At 68.8% G+C, this 19,880-nt stretch carries 21 protein-coding genes and 4 tRNA genes; 18 read left to right on the top strand and 7 right to left on the bottom strand.

Going from position 1 to position 19,880, the window contains the following annotated elements:
- Nucleotides 1-16: 16 nt before the first annotated feature.
- On the top strand, nt 17-1,237 hold the full coding sequence (locus BBA86_RS05215; protein WP_065570599.1) for an alpha/beta hydrolase family protein: 1,221 nt from the start codon (nt 17-19) through the stop codon (nt 1,235-1,237).
- On the opposite strand, the gene BBA86_RS05210 is transcribed toward BBA86_RS05215, so the two are convergent.
- Nucleotides 1,209-1,913, bottom strand: coding sequence for a dihydrofolate reductase family protein (locus BBA86_RS05210; protein ID WP_223247030.1), 705 nt, complete (start codon nt 1,911-1,913; stop codon nt 1,209-1,211). The genes BBA86_RS05215 and BBA86_RS05210 overlap by 29 nt on opposite strands.
- A gap of 65 nt (nt 1,914-1,978) precedes the next feature.
- On the opposite strand from BBA86_RS05210, the gene zapE reads away from it, so the two are divergent.
- From zapE to BBA86_RS05180, 6 genes are all read left to right on the top strand, one after another.
- Nucleotides 1,979-3,010 carry a cell division protein ZapE gene (gene zapE, locus BBA86_RS05205; protein ID WP_065570598.1) on the top strand — a complete coding sequence of 344 codons (1,032 nt, stop codon included), beginning with the start codon at nt 1,979-1,981 and terminating at the stop codon, nt 3,008-3,010.
- Nucleotides 3,011-3,175: 165 nt separating this feature from the next.
- Entirely contained in the window at nt 3,176-4,444 is a 1,269-nt protein-coding gene (locus BBA86_RS05200) for an ammonium transporter (RefSeq protein ID WP_065570597.1), read from the top strand.
- Between the two features lie 117 nt (nt 4,445-4,561).
- The gene (locus BBA86_RS05195) at nt 4,562-5,011 is read left to right on the top strand and encodes a DUF6098 family protein (protein WP_065570596.1); all 450 of its coding nucleotides are present in this window, start codon (nt 4,562-4,564) and stop codon (nt 5,009-5,011) included.
- A 2-nt stretch (nt 5,012-5,013) separates the two neighbouring features.
- Nucleotides 5,014-5,766, top strand: coding sequence for an MBL fold metallo-hydrolase (locus BBA86_RS05190; RefSeq protein WP_065570595.1), 753 nt, complete (start codon nt 5,014-5,016; stop codon nt 5,764-5,766).
- A 104-nt stretch (nt 5,767-5,870) separates the two neighbouring features.
- Nucleotides 5,871-7,154, top strand: a complete 1,284-nt coding sequence (locus BBA86_RS05185; RefSeq protein ID WP_065570594.1) for an ABC transporter substrate-binding protein — start codon at nt 5,871-5,873, stop codon at nt 7,152-7,154.
- A 32-nt stretch (nt 7,155-7,186) separates the two neighbouring features.
- Complete coding sequence (locus BBA86_RS05180; protein ID WP_065570593.1) at nt 7,187-7,657, top strand: type II toxin-antitoxin system PemK/MazF family toxin; 471 nt, start codon at nt 7,187-7,189, stop codon at nt 7,655-7,657.
- Nucleotides 7,658-7,702: 45 nt separating this feature from the next.
- Here BBA86_RS05180 and BBA86_RS05175 read toward each other — a convergent pair.
- Nucleotides 7,703-7,775 (bottom strand) — tRNA-Val (locus BBA86_RS05175).
- 160 nt (nt 7,776-7,935) lie between these two features.
- Between BBA86_RS05175 and BBA86_RS05170 the strand changes: the two genes are divergently transcribed.
- From BBA86_RS05170 to BBA86_RS05160, 3 genes are all read left to right on the top strand, one after another.
- Nucleotides 7,936-8,007 (top strand) — tRNA-Gly (locus BBA86_RS05170).
- Between the two features lie 55 nt (nt 8,008-8,062).
- Nucleotides 8,063-8,136 (top strand) — tRNA-Cys (locus tag BBA86_RS05165).
- Between the two features lie 24 nt (nt 8,137-8,160).
- Nucleotides 8,161-8,232, top strand: a tRNA-Val gene (locus BBA86_RS05160).
- 91 nt (nt 8,233-8,323) lie between these two features.
- Here BBA86_RS05160 and BBA86_RS05155 read toward each other — a convergent pair.
- A complete protein-coding gene (locus BBA86_RS05155; protein ID WP_065570592.1) occupies nt 8,324-8,638 on the bottom strand; it encodes a hypothetical protein in 315 nt (104 codons plus the stop codon).
- 135 nt (nt 8,639-8,773) lie between these two features.
- On the opposite strand from BBA86_RS05155, the gene BBA86_RS05150 reads away from it, so the two are divergent.
- Nucleotides 8,774-9,124, top strand: coding sequence for a YnfA family protein (locus BBA86_RS05150; RefSeq protein ID WP_065570591.1), 351 nt, complete (start codon nt 8,774-8,776; stop codon nt 9,122-9,124).
- Nucleotides 9,125-9,142: 18 nt separating this feature from the next.
- On the opposite strand, the gene BBA86_RS05145 is transcribed toward BBA86_RS05150, so the two are convergent.
- Entirely contained in the window at nt 9,143-10,186 is a 1,044-nt protein-coding gene (locus BBA86_RS05145) for an NAD(P)-dependent alcohol dehydrogenase (protein WP_065570590.1), read from the bottom strand.
- Nucleotides 10,187-10,262: 76 nt separating this feature from the next.
- Between BBA86_RS05145 and BBA86_RS05140 the strand changes: the two genes are divergently transcribed.
- On the top strand, nt 10,263-10,775 hold the full coding sequence (locus BBA86_RS05140; protein WP_065570589.1) for a glycine cleavage system protein R: 513 nt from the start codon (nt 10,263-10,265) through the stop codon (nt 10,773-10,775).
- A gap of 1 nt (nt 10,776) precedes the next feature.
- Complete coding sequence (locus BBA86_RS05135) at nt 10,777-11,433, top strand: DNA alkylation repair protein (protein ID WP_065570588.1); 657 nt, start codon at nt 10,777-10,779, stop codon at nt 11,431-11,433.
- Nucleotides 11,434-11,437: 4 nt separating this feature from the next.
- On the opposite strand, the gene BBA86_RS05130 is transcribed toward BBA86_RS05135, so the two are convergent.
- Nucleotides 11,438-12,604: an SLC13 family permease gene (locus BBA86_RS05130; protein WP_065570587.1), complete on the bottom strand. Its 1,167-nt coding sequence runs from the start codon at nt 12,602-12,604 to the stop codon at nt 11,438-11,440.
- A gap of 154 nt (nt 12,605-12,758) precedes the next feature.
- Here BBA86_RS05130 and thrS point away from each other — a divergent pair, with 154 nt between their 5' ends.
- Both thrS and BBA86_RS05120 read left to right on the top strand, forming a co-directional pair.
- Complete coding sequence (gene thrS, locus BBA86_RS05125; RefSeq protein WP_065570586.1) at nt 12,759-14,768, top strand: threonine--tRNA ligase; 2,010 nt, start codon at nt 12,759-12,761, stop codon at nt 14,766-14,768.
- Nucleotides 14,765-15,316: an HIT family protein gene (locus BBA86_RS05120; RefSeq protein WP_065570585.1), complete on the top strand. Its 552-nt coding sequence runs from the start codon at nt 14,765-14,767 to the stop codon at nt 15,314-15,316. Before thrS ends, BBA86_RS05120 begins: the two co-directional genes overlap by 4 nt.
- Nucleotides 15,317-15,337: 21 nt before the next feature.
- Here BBA86_RS05120 and pdxY read toward each other — a convergent pair whose 3' ends face one another.
- Both pdxY and BBA86_RS05110 read right to left on the bottom strand, forming a co-directional pair.
- On the bottom strand, nt 15,338-16,189 hold the full coding sequence (gene pdxY, locus BBA86_RS05115) for a pyridoxal kinase PdxY (protein WP_065570584.1): 852 nt from the start codon (nt 16,187-16,189) through the stop codon (nt 15,338-15,340).
- Nucleotides 16,186-17,538, bottom strand: a complete 1,353-nt coding sequence (locus BBA86_RS05110) for an aminotransferase class I/II-fold pyridoxal phosphate-dependent enzyme (RefSeq protein ID WP_065570583.1) — start codon at nt 17,536-17,538, stop codon at nt 16,186-16,188. Before BBA86_RS05110 ends, pdxY begins: the two co-directional genes overlap by 4 nt.
- A gap of 40 nt (nt 17,539-17,578) precedes the next feature.
- Between BBA86_RS05110 and pdxS the strand changes: the two genes are divergently transcribed.
- Genes pdxS through BBA86_RS05095 form a run of 3 tightly spaced genes read left to right on the top strand, consistent with a single transcriptional unit; the run spans nt 17,579 to nt 19,879 of the window.
- A complete protein-coding gene (gene pdxS / locus BBA86_RS05105) occupies nt 17,579-18,469 on the top strand; it encodes a pyridoxal 5'-phosphate synthase lyase subunit PdxS (RefSeq protein WP_065570582.1) in 891 nt (296 codons plus the stop codon).
- Nucleotides 18,466-19,056: a pyridoxal 5'-phosphate synthase glutaminase subunit PdxT gene (gene pdxT, locus BBA86_RS05100; protein ID WP_065570581.1), complete on the top strand. Its 591-nt coding sequence runs from the start codon at nt 18,466-18,468 to the stop codon at nt 19,054-19,056. Before pdxS ends, pdxT begins: the two co-directional genes overlap by 4 nt.
- Before the next feature lie 58 nt (nt 19,057-19,114).
- Nucleotides 19,115-19,879, top strand: coding sequence for a YebC/PmpR family DNA-binding transcriptional regulator (locus BBA86_RS05095; protein WP_065570580.1), 765 nt, complete (start codon nt 19,115-19,117; stop codon nt 19,877-19,879).
- Nucleotide 19,880: the final 1 nt, after the last annotated feature.

The following is a 19,880-nucleotide window of genomic DNA, read 5'->3' as shown; positions in this document are numbered from 1 at the left end:
CTAGAGTGAGGGCACCATGAAGGCTTCCAGGCGCGCCGTCCCCGACGACGCCCGATCGGGAACCGTCGTCGCGGTCCGCAGCACGGTCGTCGCGCTGGCCACGGCGTTCATCAGCGCCACGGGACTGCTCGCCCTTCTCGCCGGACGTGTCGCGCGTCGCGTCGTGACCCCGGGCGGACGGGCACCGGACACCTCGATCGTGGACGTCGACACCGCCGCGCAGACCATCACGCTGTCGCGGTCGGCCGACACCGTCCTGCCGGGACGGTACGGACTGTTCACGACGGGGACGCAGTCCTACGTGAAGGTCGGCACGGTCCTCTCGACCCGAGCGCAGTCCGTCACGCGCAAACTCCTGACGCAGATCGATGAGAGCGACCGCATCACGTCGGCCGCCGCCTTCAGCGGGTGGTACTTCTCCGAGCCCGGGGAGCTCCATCTGCCGTTCGAGGACGTCGCGGTCTCGACGTCGCTCGGCTCGTGCCCGGCGTGGGTCTTCCCGGCAGATGTGCCCACGGACCTCTGGGCGATCCACATCCACGGGCGCGGCACCACGCGTTCCGAGACTCTCCGCGGCGTCCCGGCTTTCCATGCCGCGGGCATCACATCGATGCTCACGTCCTACCGGAACGACGGGGACGCCCCGCGGAGCAGGGGAGGGGCCTCGGCCCTCGGGGCGACGGAATGGCGCGACATCGACCGGGCGATCGGTCACGCGCGCCGCTCCGGCGCGCGGCGCATCGTGCTCGTCGGCTGGTCGATGGGCGGGGCGATCGCCCTGCAGCTCGCCGTGAACTCGGCGCATCGGGACCGCATCGTGGGACTCGTCCTCGACTCGCCGGTCGTCGACTGGCGACAGGTGCTCACTCATCACGCCGGACTCATGGGCATTCCGAACCCGCTCACCCGTGCGGCTCTCGAGGCGCTGGCGCAGCGATGGGCGGCACCCCTCACGGGGGCGGCGGATCCGATTCCCTGGGACCGTCTCGACGTCCTCACGCGGGCCGACGAACTCGTCGCGCCCACCCTGATCCTCCACAGCGACGCGGATGATTTCGTCCCCGTCGGTGCGTCACGCGCACTGCGAGATCTCCGGCCGGAACTCGTCGACCTCGAGGAGTTCGAGGGAGCGCGGCACACGAAGCTCTGGAACTACGACGAGGAGCGCTGGACGTCTCGCATCCGCGACTGGCTCGTCGCGCAAGGCCTCAGCGGCGACGGAGCCTCAGGTAGCTGAAGCCGTCGTCGTCGATGAGGACGCCCGCCGGTGACGTGTCGATGGGGCGCCGCAGCGGCAGGAACGGCCCCGCCGTGGGAACCAGGTGCGGCGCGGCCGTCACGCAGTACTCGTCGATGAGGTCGTCGTCCGCGAACTGCGCGGCCAGCATGGGTCCGCCTTCGCAGACGATGTGACGCAGGCCCCGCCCGGTGAGGGCGGACAGGATGCCGGTGGCCGACATCCGCCCGCCGTGCGCGGGGACGCGCAGCACCGTGATCCCGCGCTCGACCTGCGGGGCCTCGGCCCCCTCCGGCATCACGAGGAGGACCTGATCGTCCGGCCCGTCGGGATCGGGGTCGAGCCGGTGGCCGGCGAGATCGCCGGAGCCGGTGATGATGGCCAGTCGGGATCGCCGGGGGAGCAGGTACCCCTCGGCGCGCACGGTCTGTGCGCCGACGATGATGGCATCGGCGCTCGCGCGGATCACCCCGAGGATCGCCCGGTCGGCGCGATTGGTGAGGGTGTCGCTGGTCCCGTCCGGGCCTACCGCTGACCCGGTCAACGAGGTGATCATGTTGAGCCGCACCCAGTCCTCGCGGGGCGGTGCGTAGCGGTCGGCGATCCAGCGGCGGCCGTCGGGGCTCGCGGCATCCACTCGCTCACCCGCGGTCGGGAGCACCTCTGTCAGCCACACGAGCCCATCCTCCCACGTACGGTCGCCGCGGCGAGGGGTGCCGTGCCGGCGGCTAGGCTTGACGGGTGCCTGTGACCTCCTCCGGAACCACTCATCTGAGCGAACGCGATCCGAAGGTGAGCGGAGCCGAGATGGTCGCTGCACTCGTGCCGCCTCCGCAGTTCGACGAGGCCACGTTCGCGACGTATCGAGCGGATGAGGCGTACCCCTCGCAGCAGGACGCGAAGGACCTGCTCGAGACCTTCAGCTCGGGTCGTTCCGCCGCCGCGGCCCGCGGCGGCTTCTTCCGTCGCGCCAAGCGCGAGGCCCCGATGAAGCCGGGGGTCTACCTCGACGGCGGGTTCGGTGTCGGCAAGACCCACCTTCTGGCGGCGATCTACCACGCGATGCCGGCTCGCCGGAAGTACTTCGGCTCGTTCATCGAGTACACGGCCCTCGTCGGTGCGCTCGGGTACCAGAAGACGGTGGAGCTGTTCCGCGGCGCCGACCTCCTCTGCATCGACGAGTTCGAGCTAGACGACCCGGGCGACACGATGGTGATGACGCGGCTGATCGCCGAGCTGGTGCCGACCGGGACCAAGCTCGCCGCGACGTCGAACACGCCGCCGAACGCCCTCGGCGAAGGACGATTCGCGGCACAGGACTTCCTCCGCGAGATCCAGGCGATGTCCGAGCACTTCCAGACGATCCGGATCGACGGCACCGACTACCGTCAGCGCGCCGTCGACGGGCACGCCGTCGTTCTCGACGACGCCGCCTACGAGAGCGCCGTGACGGATGCCGCGGCATCCACCCTCGTCTCCGATGACGACTTCTCGGGGTTCATCCGTCACCTGGCGTCGGTGCACCCGTCCCGGTACATCCGCCTCATCGAGGACGTCGGGACGATCGGGCTCCGGGACGTCGTCGGGTTCGACGACCAGGCTGCGGCGCTGCGCTTCGTCGCGTTCGTCGACCGTGCGTACGACGCGCAGATCCCCATCAGGGCGACGGGCGTCTCGCTCGATTCGGTGTTCCGCGAGGACATGCTCGCCGGTGGGTACCGCAAGAAGTATCTCCGCGCCGTCTCGCGCCTGGTCGCTCTCACCCATTCGTAAGCGGGGTGAGGTGTTTCTCGCGGGCACGGGAAACCTGATGTTTACCTTCTCGGCACCCTCGTAACGAGCGCGAAACACCCGTGCGCCGTCGGGCGAAACCGCGGACCTCGACACTGGGGGCACCCGACGCTACACCTGCGTCCCTGCAGAGAGGTTCCCTTCGAGATGGATCAAGGCAACACCGCATTCATACTCATCGCGGCCGCACTAGTCCTGCTGATGACCCCAGGTCTCGCGTTCTTCTACGGCGGCCTCGTCAAGGCGAAGAGCGTCATCAGCATGATGATGATGTCCTTCGGCGCACTCGGCCTCATCGGGGTCCTGTGGGTGCTCTACGGCTACGCGATCGCCTTCCCGGGCAGCAGCGGCACCCTCGCGCCGTGGTCCATCGACGGCGGCGCCCTGGGTCTGACCAACGTCCTCGAGCTGACCGAGGGTGCGGATTACCCGACGCTGGCGTTCGTCGCCTTCCAGGCCACCTTCGCGATCATCACCGTCGCTCTGGTCTCGGGCGCGATCGCCGACCGTGCCAAGTTCGGTGCGTGGATGATCTTCGCGGGTGTCTGGGCGACGGTGGTCTACTTCCCGGTCGCCAGTTGGGTGTTCAACTTCGGCCTGGGCGATGACGGCAAGTTCGAGTACGGCGGCTGGATCACCCACGGCCTGCAGGACGTCTTCGGCGTGGGCGTCATCGACTTCGCCGGTGGTACCGCGGTCCACATCAATGCCGGTGCCGCAGCCCTCGCCCTCGCCCTCGTCCTCGGCAAGCGCGTCGGCTTCCAGAAGGGCGTTCACGTCCCGCACAACCCGCCGTTCGTCCTCCTCGGCGCCGGCCTCCTGTGGTTCGGCTGGTTCGGCTTCAACGCCGGCTCGGAGCTCGCGGCCGACAACACCGCCGCACTCGCTTTCGTCAACACGATCGCTGCTCCTGCCGCGGCCCTGCTCGGGTGGCTCGTCGTAGAGAAGATCAAGGACGGCAAGCCGACGTCCGTCGGCGCGGCCTCCGGTGCCGTGGCGGGTCTCGTCGCGATCACCCCGGCGTGCGGAAACCTCGACCCGGTGTGGGCGATCGTCCTCGGTCTCGTCGCCGGCGCCGTCTGCGCCTTGGCTATCGAGCTGAAGTACAAGCTCGGCTTCGACGACTCGCTCGACGTCGTCGGCATCCACCTCGTCGGCGGTCTCATCGGAACGCTCTACCTCGGCTTCTTCGCCCGCGGCACCGGCCTGTTCATGGGCGGCGACGCGTCGCAGCTCATCGTCCAGGCGATCGCAGCGATCGCCGTGCTGGCCTACTCGTTCGTGCTCGCCTTCGTCATCGGGTTCGCGATCGAGAAGACCATCGGCTTCCGCGTCAAGAACGAGGACGAGATCGCCGGCATCGACACGGTCGTGCACGGTGAGGCCGGCTACGTCCTGGAGGACGCCAAGGCCTGAGCTGTCACAACACACGGAGGGCGTCGCGGGATTACCCGCGGCGCCCTTCGTCGTCGTTTCGGGGAGCGGTGTCAAGGCCCTCCGGCCGTTAGCTTCCGATTTCGTAGCGTCCGCGTCATGCGCCACATCGACACCGCATCGATAGACACCGATCTGCCCGTCATCGTCCGGCTCGCGGAGCTGGCGGCTCTGGTGTACGCAGCTCCGGGACTGCACGTCCGCTGGTCCGAGGGGCCGCAGAAGGATGCCGCCTGCTCGAGTGTGGACACCGAGAGCGGGCTTCGACTCCCGGGCCTCTCGGTGAATCCGCTGGACGCAGAGGCTTGGTGGACGCGGCCGCTCGAGGACTGGCTGGCGCGTCAGCTGTCGCAGTATCGGCACCTGGCAGCGGAGAACCCGGAGCGGATCGCCTGGGTTCTCCGAGGCGACCACGTCGGACGCGGTCCCGATTGCGAGCCGCTGATCGCGGACGCGGAGCCCGTCGCCATCCTCGATCCGGCCCTGCTCGACGAGGCGGCTCGGCGGTACGCGGCCGCGTTCGACGCCGGTCGCGGACCGGAGGACTGATCGTGGCATCGGCATCCCAGTGGTCCGAAGACCGGCCCGGGTTCTTCCGACTCACCGTCGCCACGACCAATTGCTACCTCGTGAAGGCTCCGGACGGCGTCACGCTCGTCGACGGAGGGCTCCCGGCCACCGGCCGCGTGCTGGACGAGCTCCTGCGTCACCTCGGGCTGACGCGGCGGGACATCGATGCGGTTCTTCTCACTCACGGGCATTTCGACCACGTCGGGCTCGCACGCGGGCTGCGATCGGACGGCGTCCCCGTCCACGTCCATCCCGGGGATCGGCGCTTGGCCCGTCATCCGTACAGCTACCGCCCCGCGGTCGCCCGCGTGCCCTACCTGTTCGGGCACCCCGGCGGGCTCCCCTTCATCGGACGGATGGCGATGGCGGGCGCTCTCGCGGTCAGGGGCGTCGACGCTCATCTTGCGATTCACGACGGCGAGACGGTCGATGTCCCGGGTCGTCCGACGGCATTGCATACGCCCGGGCATACCGACGGCCACTGCGCGTTCTTCTTCCCATCGCAGGACGTCCTCGTCTCCGGCGACGCCCTCGTGACCCTGGACCCGTACACCGGGATCGGCGGGCCGCAGATCGTTGCGGATGCGGCGACGGCGGACGCTGCGGCATCCATTCGCTCGCTGGACGTCCTCGAACGGACGGAGGCTGCCGTTGTTCTGCCCGGGCACGGGGCGCCCTGGACGCGGGGCATTGCGGCGGCGGTGCAGCGGGCTCGCATCGTCGGGCGTCACTGATTCGTTTCATCTCACGCTTGTGCGGCCGCGGAGCGCTGCCCTACGTTGATCGGGAAGCGCTTTCCCCTTCGATTCCGTCCAATGCTGGACGAGAAAGGACGACGATGTCCCGCATCCGTACGACCACCGCCTGGGCGGCCGCAGCCGTCTTCGCTGTTTCGCTGGTCGGCTGCAGTCCCGCCGCCTCCGACGCAGGCGGTACGTTCGATCCCGACGAGAAGGTCTCCCTCGATTTCGCGTGGTGGGGGAACGACGATCGCGCGGCCCGCTACGCGGATCTCATCGAGGCGTTCAACGAGGAACACCCCAACATCACCATCAAGACCACGTTCACGGACTTCCCGAGTTACTGGGAGCAGCGGCAGGTGGAGGCGGCGAGCGGCAGCCTGCCCGACGTCTTCCAGTTCTCGGACAGCTACCTGCGCCAGTACGGCGAGAGCGGAGCGATCCTCGACCTGAACGAGGTGGCCGATCAGATCGATTTCACGACGTTCGACGACAGCCTGCTCAGCACGGGACGGCTGGACGGCACGCAGTACTCTCTCCCGACCGGCTACAGCCTCTGGGCGAACTTCGTCAACGAAGACCTCCTGACGAAGAACGGTCTCGAGCTGCCCGCGGCGGGCTCTTCGTTCGATGAGTTCGACGCTTGGCTTGCCGAGGTCACCGAGAAGACGGGCGGCGACCCCTTCGGCGGGACCGACTACACCCAACGCATCCAGGTGCTCGAGCTGCAGCTCCGAGCCGCGGGGAAGGCGCTGTACACCGAGAAGGGCGAACTCGGTTTCACGAAGGACGAGTTGGCGGCCTTCTGGGAGTCGGGAGCCGCCCTGCGCGACGGCATCACGATCCCGCAGCAGCAGCTGGAGGAGATCAGCCCCATTTCCGGCTTCGGTTCGACCCGCACCCTGAGCGAGATGAGCTGGAGTAACTTCCTCGGCGGGTACCTGGCCGACTCCGGAGCATCGTCCATCGCCATCGTGGCGCCGCCGACGACGGATGCCGGAGCGAAGGACCTCTACCGTCAGGGCGGTCTGCAGGTCGCGATCTCCTCGCGGACGAAGCACCCCGAGGCCGCCGCGATCTTCCTCGACTTCGTGGTCAACAGCCCTGAGGCCGGGGAGATCTTCGGCACGACCCTCGGATTCCCGGCATCCAGCAGCAAGCTGACGGGCACGAAGCTCGAGGGCCCCGATCGGCAGGTCGCGGACTACATCGAGTCGGTGTCCGACCGGATCGGCGACGCTCCGCCGCCGGCTGTCGTGGGCTACGGCTCGCTGGAACAGAAGTTCTGGGATCTGGGTAAGGAGCTCGGACTGGGTACGAAGACGGTGGATGCCGCGGTGGAGGAGTTCTTCGCCGAAGCGGACGTGATCCTCAACAACTGACCGGATCCGCGGACGAGGGCTAGGGTGACGGCGTGACATCGCGCCTGATCTCCGCCCTCGTCCGCCTGTTCCGGCCGTCGCCCGACGCGGAGCCGTTGACAGGAACCGTGCGTGTGATGCCCGGTGACGTCCGGGACCTCCGCATCAGCTATCGGCCCGAGCCTGACGGCGATCCCGATGCGGGCGAGATCGTGTGGACCTGGGTTCCGTTCGACGAAGCCGACGGGCGTGGCAAGGATCGTCCGGTGCTCGTCATCGGCCAGCACGGTCGCGACCGGCTGTACGCGGTCCGCCTGACGAGCAAGCCACACGACCGCGACGGAGAGCATCTGGCGCTCGGACCGGGGGAGTGGGATGCCTCCGGCCGCCCCTCGTGGGTCGATCTCGGTCACCTCTACAGCGTCCCGCCGGGTGCGATGCGTCGCGAGGGAGCCGCCCTGGACCGTCGCCGCTTCGACCGCGTCACCGCTGCGCTGAAGGCCCGGTACGGCTGGTCGGTCTGAGGTGCGAGAACGACGAAAGCCCCCGGAAATCCGGGGGCTTCTCGGTGGGCGATGCCGGACTCGAACCGACGACCTCTTCCGTGTGAAGGAAGCGCGCTACCAACTGCGCCAATCGCCCGAATGACACTCGGGCCGATGACCGAGCATACCGGATGCGGCGCGTCCGACCGAACCGGTGAAGCCCTCGACGGCGAGACACGCGCGGGGCGGCGTCGGTTTTGCACTGGCGCAGGAATCGTCTAATGTTTAACGAGTGCCGGAGAGATCCGGAAAGAAATGCGGATGTAGCGCAGTGGTAGCGCATCACCTTGCCAAGGTGAGGGTCGCGAGTTCGAATCTCGTCATCCGCTCGAGTGTGGGGATCTTCCTCCGGGGAGATCGCGTCACGTGGGTCAAACCACACACGGTGGCGTGGCCGAGTGGCTAGGCAGCGGCCTGCAAAGCCGTCCACACGGGTTCGAATCCCGTCGCCACCTCCACTCACAACTCAACAGCCTTCACAGGCGCGATTGGCGCAGCGGTAGCGCGCTTCCCTGACACGGAAGAGGTCACTGGTTCGATCCCAGTATCGCGCACAGACAAACCCCCGGTCACCCCGGGGGTTTTTTGTTTCGCGGCGCGAGCTCGGTGCGGCCACCGCTGCAGCCGTGGCCACACCGAGGCCGATCAGCCGACGGCGTCGGCGCTCTCGGATTCCGGAAGCTCGTGCAGTCCGGCGGGGGAGTTGGCCGCCGTCATCAGACGGTCGATCCACTCGTGGTTGAGAGGGATGCGCGTGTCATGGCGCCGACGGAACGCCAGTCGGGCGGCGCGGTTCATCCAGACCGTCGTGCGTCCCGCGCCTTCACCGGCGGCACGCGACCAGGTGAAGAGGAACGCCTCCCCTCGGCGGAGCTTGGCGTAGATGACCGCCTCGAGGTGGACGAGTGTCCGGTCGTCGATGTCGAATCGCGTCGTGGCGTTGTAGGAGAGGAGTCCCATGGAACCGACCCAGGTCTAGGCGTACAGAGAGGGTGGAGCTGCGGTCTCCTCGGACATCCTCTCACCCCGAGGCGATCGATCATGCGCATCCGCCGATGACACGTCGTCGTCATCCCACGCTGACAGACTGACCGCATGACCACCGCTCGGATCGTCACCCTCTTCGTCGTCGCCGCCGTCGCCGAGATCGGCGGCGCGTGGCTGATCTGGCAGGCCGTGCGGGAGAACCGCGGATGGTGGTTCGCGCTGCTGGGGATCGTCGCGCTAGGGGCCTACGGATTCGTCGCCGCGTTCCAACCCGATGCGAACTTCGGGCGGGTGCTCGCAGCCTACGGAGGTGTTTTCATCGCGGGCTCCCTGGCGTGGGGGATCGTCGTCGACGGGTTCCGTCCGACGCTCTGGGACTACGTCGGATCGGCGATCGCCCTCGTCGGGGCCGCGATCATCATCCTGGCGCCGGTCGTCACCGACGCCGGAGAGGCGTGATCGCGACCCCGCGACATCTCAGGGGACGATGACGGCGCGGCCTCGGACGTCACCGGCTGCCAGAGCCTCGTAGGCCTTCGGCCCGTCGTCGAGGGAGTACCGCTGGACCTCGACGCCGACCTGACCCGAACGGGCGAGGTCGAGGACCTCCACCAGTTCGCTGCGCGAGCCCCAGTAGGGGATGCGGAGCGCGGCGTCGTAGGCGATGGATCCGAAGCCGACATGCGCGGTTCCGCCGCCGATGCCGACGATCGTGACATCGGCATCGAGGGCCGCGGCCCCGACGGCGGTCGCGATCGTCGGTTCTGCGCCGACGAAATCGAACACGGCGTTCGCCCCGAGGCCGCCGGTGAGCTCGCGGATCCGAGACACGGCGTTCTCGTCGCTCATGACGGCGTGGTGTGCGCCGACCTCGCGCGCGAGGTCGAGCTTCTCCTCGCTCACGTCGAGCGCGATGACCGTCGCTGCCGACACGGCGCGGAGGATCTGGATCGCGACGTGGCCCAGGCCACCGGTCCCGATCACGACGGCGGTGGTTCCCGCTCCGAGCTTCGGGAGCGAGGTCTTGATCGCGTGGTAGGGCGTCAAGCCGGCATCCGTCAACGACACGTTCTGCACGGGATCGAGGTCGCCGAGCGGCACGAGGTGCCGGGCGCTGTCGACGATCATGTATTCCGCCATCGATCCGGGAGCGCCGAGGCCCGGGGGCATGATCCCCTCGGCCTGCGCATTCGTGCAGTAGTTCTCTTTGCCCTGCGCGCAGTTGCGGCAGCGGCCGCATCCCCACGGTCCGTACACCGCGACCGCGTCGCCGACCTGCAGGTGCTCCACGCCCTCGCCGAGCTCCTCGACGATGCCGGCGCCCTCGTGTCCGAGGGTGAGCGGAAGTGGATAACCGGCTGCCGTGTACTCGTCTTCACTGAGGCTCATGACGAACTCGTCGGAGTGGCAGACTCCCGCAGCGGTGACCTTCAGCAGGACCTGGCCGGGTCCGGGAGAGGGCTTCTCGATCTCGACGACCTCAGGGTGGGAACCGATTCGTGTGTATTGGAGTGCCTTCATGTCGGGCACGCTACGCGCCGATCGTCACCGTGCGCATGGCCCTGCGCGCACGCACCGCGGACGATAGGATCCGGCCATGGCCCACCTCGTGCTCACTGTCGTCGGCGACGACCGTCCCGGCCTCGTCAATGCTCTCGCCCAGCAGGTCTCCGCTGTCGGCGGCAACTGGGAGCGCAGTGAGCTCGCCGAGCTCGCCGGCGCGTTCGCGGGCATCGTGCTCGTCACGATCGACGACGACCGCCGGGCCGACCTGGTCTCCGCCCTCGAACGACTGGACGGGATGCTGCGTGTCAGCGTCCACGGGGGACGTGCCGCCATCGCTCCGGAGGACGCCGAGCGTTCGCTCGAGGTGACCGTCCTGGGCAACGACAGGCCGGGCATCGTGCGCGACGTCACCGCGGCCATCGCCGACCACGCGCTCAGCGTCGACACCTTCCGCAGCCGCACGCTCGACGCTCCGATGGCCGGCGGGACGCTTTTCGAGGCGACGGTGGCATTCCGGCTGCCGGCGGGGTCGGATGCCGCGGACGTGACCCGGGCGCTGGAAGAGCTCGCGGACGAGATCCAGGTGGACTTGACCGTCATCTGACGTGAGCCGCACCGACGAGGTCCGCGCCCGTCTGCGGGCCGCAGCGGATCCTTCGCGTGCCGCCGGCCAGAAGGTGTACATGAAGTCGGATCTGCCCTTCCTCGGCGTCCGCGTTCCCGACACCCGGCGCATCGCTCGAGCCGCCGCCGCGGGGGAGGCGGATGCCGCACGGATCATCGACGACGCCCGCCAGCTGTGGGATGCGGCCTCCCACCGTGAGGAGCGTTACGCGGCGATGATGCTCCTCGCTGTGCCGCCTGCCCGGGCGGACCTAGGCATCGTCCCGCTCATCGAGAGGATGGTCCGCACGGGGCGATGGTGGGATGTCACCGACGAGCTGAGCGGCCGCATCCGCGAGCTGCTGGACGCGCACCCGCGCGACGGTGAGGCGCTCGTGCGCGGGTGGTGCGTCAGCGAGGAGATGTGGCTCCGGCGCCTGGCGATCCTCAGCCAGCTCGGCCGGCGCGGGCGGACCGACCTGCAGGTGTTGGCGGACGTACTCCGACCCAACCTCCGCGATGGTGAGTTCTTCATCCGGAAGGCCATCGGATGGGCGCTGCGAGATGCCGCCCGGTCGTTCCCCGAGTGGGTGGAAGCGTACGTCGCGGCGCACGCACTCAGCCCGCTCAGTCGACGTGAGGCGCTGAAGCACCTCTGACGCGTCAGCGCAGGAGCAGCGGCAGGGTCGCGGCGATCACGACGAGAGGTGCCGCAACGAGCCCCCAGAGGATGAAGCGTCGCCACGGCAGGTGGACGTCCGCGGCGACCAGACGCTGATGCCAGAGCAGGGTCGCCAACGACGCCCAGGGCGTGATGAGGGGACCGGCGTTCACGCCGATGAGGAGCGCCGCGAGACGCTCGGGCGTGTCCGCGGTCGGTTCGAGCAGCAGATATGCAGGCAGGTTGTCGACGCCGTTCGCCGCGATGAGCGCTGTCCCGGACATCCGGAGCAGGTCGAGCGGAGCGGACCCGGACCCGGCGACGGCCGTGGCGAGCTGGCCGGACCCCCACGCCTCGAGCGCCGCGACAGCCGAGAACAGCCCGGCCGCGAAGACGAGCAGCGACCAGGGCACGAGCCGCACGTTCAGCGCCCTCGGCGATCGCCATGCGAACAGCGCGAGCAGCGCGAGCGCGGCGCCCGTCGCGGGGACCCACGGCTCGAGCCCGCTGACAAGCAACGGCAGCAGCGCGAGGACGATGACGGATGCCGCGACCAGTTGCACCCGGTCGCTCACCCGTGGCGGTGCGGCGACCGTGAACGTGCCGACGAGCGAGCGGCGCTGGAAGGCCCACAGCAGGGCGACGGTCACTAAGACGGCGACGGCGGCGGACGGGCCCAGCAGGAGGAGGAAGGATGCCGGGTCCCCGGCCCCCGGCATCCGTGCCAGCGCCAGGAGGTTCGTCAGGTTGGACACCGGCAGCACGAGCGACGCGGTGTTGGCGAGCCAGACCGTGGTGAGCGCGAAGGGAAGCGGAGGCAGGCCGTTGGCGCGGGCGACGGCGATGACGACGGGCGTGAGGAGGACGGCTGTCGTGTCGAGGGACAGGAACGCCGTCGTCACGACGGCGAGAACCACGACGAGGATCCAGAGGAGTGTCGTGCGTCCGCGCGAGAGACGGGCGAGCCACGACGCCGTGACGTCGAAGACGCCCGCTTTCGCGGCGAGCTCCGCGACGATCGTCACTGCCACGACGAAGGCGAGGATCGGCAACACGCGGTCGGCGACGTCGCCGAGGTCGGCGAGGGAAAGGACACCGGTGGCGAGGGCGGCGATCGCCCCCAGGAGCAGGACGAGTCCCGCGAGAGCGAGCTTCACGGCATCCATCATCGCCCCTGTCCGGTGCCCAGTAGACTCGCAGGATGCAGAACGGCCGGTCATCCCACCTCGCCGGTACGCGAACGCCGCGGGCCTGAGCGGGCGGAGCGCGTCGTGCGCTCGAAGCTGACTACTCTCATCCGAGCCACTTCCTGGAGATCCTCCCTTGTCTGATCTGATCGCCCCGGCGGATGTCGCCCTTCCAGCCGACGGTTTCGCCCTGTTCCCCGACCGCTCCGTCGTCGCCCTCCGTGTCCGCGGCGAGCTGAAGGACCTCGCGACGGTCGTCGACTCTCTGGACGGCGTCGAGCCCGTGACGGTGTCGAGCCCCGATGGGCTGAACATCCTGCGCCACTCGACGGCCCACATCCTTGCCCAGGCGGTGCAGCGCGTCCGCCCGCAGGCGAACCTCGGGATCGGTCCGCCGATCACGGACGGCTTCTACTACGACTTCGGCGTCGACGAGCCGTTCACGCCCGAAGACCTGAAGGCCATCAAGAAGGAGATGGAGCGCATCGTCCGCGAAGGGCAGCGCTTCGTCCGCCGTGTGGTGACCGATGACGAGGCCCGCGCCGAACTCGCCGACGAGCCGTTCAAGCTCGAGCTCATCGGGCTGAAGGGCGGATCGCAGGAAGCCGCCGAGGGCGCCTCGGTCGAGGTCGGCGCCGGCGAGCTGACCATCTACGACAACGTCACCCGCGACGGCGAGACCGCGTGGAAGGACCTCTGCCGCGGGCCCCACGTGCCGAGCACCCGTGTCGCCGGCAACGGCTGGGACCTCACCCGCGTCGCCGGCGCCTACTGGCGCGGCAGCGAGAAGAACCCGCAGCTGCAGCGCATCTACGGCACCGCGTGGCCCACGAAGGACGAGCTGCGCGCCTACCAGCAGCGTCTCGAGGAGGCCGCCAAGCGCGATCACCGCAAGCTCGGCAAGGACCTGGACCTCTTCTCGTTCCCCGAGGAGATCGGGCCCGGCCTGTCGGTCTTCCACCCCAAGGGCGGCATCATCCGGTACGAGATCGAGCGCTACATGCGCGAGAGCCTCCTCGCCAACGGATACCAGGTCGTGAACACGCCCCACATCACCAAGGGCGACCTGTTCATGACGAGCGGTCATCTGCAGTGGTACGCCGACGGCATGTACCCCCCGATGGTGCTCGACGAGGTGGTGGATGCCGACGGGCACGTCTCCCGCGAGGGCCAGGAGTACTACCTCAAGCCCATGAACTGCCCGTTCCACAACCTGATCTTCCGCTCGCGCGGACGCAGCTACCGCGAACTGCCGCTGCGACTCAGCGAGTTCGGCTCGGTCTACCGCTACGAGAAGAGCGGCACGCTCGCCGGCCTCACCCGCGTCCGCGGGATGACGCAGGACGACACCCACATCTACGTGACCGCCGACCAGGTCAAGGGCGAGCTGGAGCACAGTCTCGCCTTCGTGCTGCAGACCCTGCGCGACTACGGGCTGAACGACTTCTACCTCGAGCTGTCGACGAAGGAGGAGGGGAACCCCAAGTTCATCGGCGACGACAGCCTGTGGGAGGAGGCGACGCAGACTCTCCGTGAGGTCGCCGAGGGCTCCGGACTCGAGCTCGTGCCCGATCCGGGTGGCGCCGCGTTCTACGGCCCGAAGATTTCGGTCCAGGCGCGCGACGCTATCGGTCGCACCTGGCAGATGTCGACGATCCAGCTCGACTTCAACCAGCCCGAGCGGTTCGAGCTCGAGTACACGGGCCCCGACGGCGAGAAGCACCGTCCCGTCATGATCCACCGTGCGCTGTTCGGCTCGATCGAGCGCTTCTTCGCGATCCTCCTCGAGCACTATGCCGGGGCCTTCCCGGTGTGGCTCGCCCCGGTCCAGGTCGTCGGCATCCCCGTCGCCGAGGAGTACGGCCCGTATCTGGACGAGATCGTCGCGCGACTGCGCGCCGCTGGCGTCCGTGCCGAGGTCGACCACTCCGACGACCGGATGCCGAAGAAGATCCGCACCCACACGACTCAGAAGGTGCCGCTTCAGCTCATCGCGGGGGAGCAGGACCGCTCCGGCGGCACGGTCTCGTTCCGCTTCCGCGACGGGTCGCAGACCAACGGCATCCCGGTGGACGAGGCGATCGACAAGATCGTCGCGGCGATCTCGGGTCGTCTTCTCGTGAACACGGCCGAGGACCTCGGATGAGCGAGGCGGGCGACGTAACCCGCGAGTCGTCCCTCGACTTCGCGGGCGTGCCGGACGAGTTCCAGCGACTCTGGACGCCCCATCGCATGGCGTACATCCAGGCCGGCCCCGAACCCCTCAAGCACGACTGCCCGTTCTGCGCCGCGCCCGGCAAGTCCGACGAGGAGGGACTCATCGTCGCCCGCGGCGAGACAGCGTACGTCCTGCTGAACCTGTTCCCCTACAACTCGGGCCACCTGCTGGTGTGTCCGTACCGCCACTTCGGCACGTACGACGAGGCCACCCCCGAAGAGGTCGCCGAGATCGGCGCCCTGACGCAGGTGGCCATGCGGGTGCTGCGGACCGTTGCGAACTGCGACGGCTTCAACCTGGGCATGAACCAAGGTGAGGTGGCCGGGGCGGGCGTCGCCGCGCATCTGCACCAGCACGTGGTTCCCCGCTGGGCGACGGACGCCAACTTCTTCCCGATCATCGCGAAGACGAAGGCGCTTCCCCAACTGCTCGGCGAGGTGCGCCAGTCGGTGGCGGACGGCTGGCCCGTCCTCTGACGAGCCCGCCGCCCGCGGCGATCACCGGACCTGGGTGACCTCGAACTGCATCCGCGGGTTGGCGTACGCCTCCTGCGACTCGACGAGCTGCAGTTCGCGCGTACCCGCGTCGTAGGTGTTCTGCAGCAGGTCGAACACACTCGACGTCGTCTTCGCGAGCGCGTCGGCGGCGTCGCCGCTGGCGCGGAAGTGAGCGGTGAACAGAGCCGCAGTGACGTCACCGGAGCCGTTGGCCTTCATCGGGATATGGGGTGTGCGAACGATCCAGGCCCCGTTGTCCGTCACGGCGAGCATTTCGATCGTCCCTTCGGGGCGGTCCGGACGTTCGACGCTCGTGACCAGCACCGTCGACGGACCCATCGCGCGCGCCGCGTCGACGGAGGCGAGCGTGGATTCGAGGTCGCCCGGGTCGGTGCCGGTGAGGAAGCCGAGTTCGAACTGGTTCGGCGTGATCAGGTCCGCTGCGGGGACGACCCGCTCGCGCAGCAGGACCGGGATGGCGGGTGCCACGAAGCATCCGCTCTTCGCGTTGCCCATGACGGGGTCGCAGGCGTAGATCGCGTTCGGGTTGGCGGCCTTGACGCGCGCGACGGCATCGAGGATGACGTCGCCGATGCCCTCACCGCCCTGATAGCCCGAGAGGACCGCGTCGATGTCGCCGAAGGCGCCGCGATCCTCGATGCCGGTGATGACGTCGGCGACGTCCTGCGGACTGATCAGTGGACCGCGCCACGCGCCGTAGCCGGTGTGGTTCGAGAAGTTCACGGTGTACACCGGATAGACCTCGACCCCGATGCGCTGCAGCGGGAAGACGGCCGCCGAGTTGCCAACGTGGCCGTAGGCGACGGCGGACTGGATGGAGAGGATCTTCACGGGGCGGTACTCGCTTCCGGTGAGGGCGCGATGGCTCGCGCCGAGGCGGCGACGTCGGCGGCGAGCCGCGCGAGGTCGATGTCGGACAGGTCGTGGACGGTGAGGCGCAGTCGGCGCAGGGCGTCGTCGTCGGCGAGGAAGAATTCGTCGCCGGGCCGGGCGAGCCACCCGCGTCGCATCAGCTGCTCGGCGACGGCGCGGGCGCGAGCCGGGACGCGCACCCAGACGCTGAGCCCGTCGCCCGCCGCCGCGGGGATTCCCTGCTGGGTCAATTCGTCGGCGAAGGCCTCGTTACGCGATCGGTAGTGTCGGGCCGCGCGTTCGACACCCGCCATGACGTCGTCGTCTGACACGAGTGCCACGGCGAGGCGCTGCAGGAGGTGACTGACCCACGTGGAGCCGGGACTGAGCCGCCGCGCCAGACGATCCGCCGTCTCACGGTCGCTCGCCGTGACCGCGAGGCACATGTCCGGCCCGAGGAACTTCGAGACCGAGCGGATCAGAGCCCACCGTCGGTGTTTCACGCCGATGATGGAGTGGTACGGCTCGCGCGAGAGCATCGAGAAGTGATCGTCTTCGATGACGAGTACGTAGGGATGCCGCTCCAGCACCGCACGGAGGTCAGCTGCTCGCTCGGCCGTGAGGCTCACCCCGGTGGGATTCTGTGCGCGTGGGGTGCACACGATCGCACGCACGCCGGCGTCGAGCGCGGCCTCGAGCCCCGTCACCGTCATCCCGTGCTCGCCGACGGGGATGGGGACGGGCCGATATCCGCCGATCTTCACGGTCCGCAGCGCCGACAGGAAGCAGGGGTCCTCGAGGCCGACGGCGTCGTCGCGCGTCAGCGCGTCGGCGAACAGCCGCTCGAGCGCGTCGACCGCGCCGCCGGTGATCGTCAGCCGGAGATCGCTCCTCCCCGGAAGGTCCTTCTCGATCCAGCCGGACGCCCATGCCTCGAGGTCGGGGTCGATCGTGGGCTCGCCGTAGAGGACGGGGCGACCGGCGAGGCTCGACAGGGCCCGGGAGGGGTCGGGGATGAGGGAGGGATCGGGGTTGCCGGTCGCGATGTCGCGGAGAACCGTATCGGCGGCGAAACCCTCCTGAGCGGGATCCGTGCGCGGTGCCACGCGCGTCCCGGCTCGGCCAGCCGTCTCCACCGCGCCGGCCGCGGCAAGGTGGCGGTAGGCCGCGACGACCGTATTGCGATTGACGCCGATCGTGTCGGCCAAGGTCCGGACCGGGGGAAGGGCGGCACCGGGAGCGAGATCCCCGCGGTCGATGAGCGAACGGATGCTGTCGGCGATCTCGGCGGCGGTGTCGCCGCTGATGGCCAGGACATCGTTCGTCATGTCGTCGAGTCTATGTCCGGGTCATGCTAACTTTTGGCCTATGCCAACGAATTCGACCGGAACGGCCCGCGTGAAGCGCGGCCTCGCCGAGATGCTCAAGGGCGGCGTCATCATGGACGTCGTCACCGCCGATCAGGCGAAGATCGCCGAGGATGCCGGTGCCGTCGCCGTCATGGCGCTGGAGCGCGTGCCGGCGGACATCCGTGCCCAGGGCGGGGTCGCGCGCATGAGCGACCCGGACCTCATCGACGACATCATCGCGTCGGTCTCGATCCCCGTGATGGCCAAGGCGCGTATCGGCCACTTCGTCGAGGCGCAGGTGTTGCAGGAGCTCGGTGTCGACTACATCGACGAGTCCGAGGTCCTCTCGCCCGCCGACTACGTGAACCACATCGACAAATGGGACTACACGGTCCCGTTCGTCTGCGGCGCCACCAACCTCGGGGAAGCTCTCCGTCGCATCACCGAAGGGGCGGCGATGATCCGTTCCAAGGGCGAGGCCGGCACGGGGGATGTGTCGGAGGCGATGAAGCACATCCGGAAGATCCGGGGCGAGATCGCGGCACTGTCGGCTCTGTCGAAGGATCAGCTGTACGTCGCCGCGAAAGACCTGCAGGCGCCGTACGAGCTCGTCGCCGAGGTCGCCGAGACCGGCGCTCTCCCCGTGGTCCTTTTCGTCGCGGGCGGCGTCGCGACCCCGGCGGACGCGGCGATGATGATGCAGCTCGGTGCGGACGGCGTGTTCGTCGGATCCGGCATCTTCAAGAGTGGGAACCCCGCCGAACGGGCCGCGGCGATCGTCAAGGCGACAACGTTCTTCGACGACCCGAAGGTCGTCGCCGACGTCTCCCGAGGGCTCGGCGAGGCCATGGTCGGCATCAATGTGTCCGACCTCCCCGCTCCGCACCGGCTGGCGGACCGGGGCTGGTGACGAGACCACGCGTCGGCGTCCTCGCCCTCCAGGGCGACGTGCGCGAGCACGCCAGGGTGCTCACGGGCCGTGGCGCCGACGTCCGGCTCGTCCGACGGCCCGAGGACCTCGCGGCGGTCGACGCCCTCGTGCTGCCTGGCGGTGAGTCGAGCGTCATCGACAAGCTGTCCCGCGCGTTCGGGATGCGTGATCCTCTCCGTGCGGCCATCGCGGACGGGATGCCGGTTCTCGGGACGTGTGCCGGCCTCATCCTGCTCGCCGACCGGCTCGAGGACGGGATCTCGGGTCAGCAGACGTTCGGTGGGCTGGATGTGACGGTCCGGCGGAACGCGTTCGGTTCCCAGACGGAGTCGTTCGAGACCGACCTCGACGTGCCCGCGGTGGGCTCTCCGCCGGTGCACGCCACCTTCATCCGGGCGCCGATCGTGACCGCGGTCGGCCCCTCCGCCGAGGTGATCGCGCAGCTGCCGGGCGGCGGGATCGTCGGGGTGCGCCGGGGCTCGATAATCGGTCTCTCGTTCCACCCCGAACTGGATGACGAGACGCGCTTCCACGACCTGCTGCTCGGAGCCGTGCGAGACGCGTAGCGAAGGGCCGCGGGCTCGGTCCTAGACTGGACCCTGCGCTTTTTCCGAGAGGAGTCCCGTGAGCGGACATTCCAAGTGGGCGACCACCAAGCACAAGAAGGCCATCATCGACTCGCGTCGCGCGAAGTCGTGGGCGAAGCTCATCAAGAACATCGAGGTCGCCGCCAAGCTCGGCGGTGCCGATCTTCAGGGCAACCCGACACTGTTCGACGCTGTCCTGAAGGCCAAGAAGACGTCGGTCCCCAAGGACAACATCGACCGCGCCATCAAGCGCGGCGCAGGCATCGGTGGCGAGTCGGTCGAGTACACCTCGATCATGTACGAGGCCTACGGGCCGAACGGTGTCGCACTCATGGTCGAGTGTCTGACCGACAACAAGAACCGTGCCGCCGCCGAGGTCCGGACCGCCCTCACCCGCAACGGCGGCACGCTCGCCGATCCCGGCTCCGTCGCGTACAACTTCGCGCGCAAGGGCGTCATCGTCGTCTCCGGTGACGGCACGACGGAGGACGACGTGATGATGGCGGCCCTGGAGGCCGGGGCCGAGGAGATCGAGCCCCACTCCGAGGGCTTCGAGGTCGTGACCGAGGCGTCCGACCTGGTCGCGGTGCGTTCCGCGCTCACCGACGCCGGCATCGAGTACGAATCCGCCGACGTCGAGTTCGTCCCGAACCTCAAGGTCGAGATCGACGCCGACACGGCCCGAAAGGTCTTCCGGCTCATCGACGCTCTCGAGGACAGCGAGGACGTCCAGAACGTCTACGCCAACTTCGACCTCACGGCCGAGGTGCAGGCCGAACTCGAAGACGACGAACAGGAGTAGG

It is taken from the genome of Microbacterium oleivorans, from assembly GCF_001691565.1.
GTDB classification, from domain to species: Bacteria; Actinomycetota; Actinomycetes; order Actinomycetales; family Microbacteriaceae; genus Microbacterium; species Microbacterium oleivorans_B.
The sequence above is the reverse complement of the archived record's forward strand: the minus strand, read 5'-3'. Positions and strand labels throughout refer to the sequence as shown.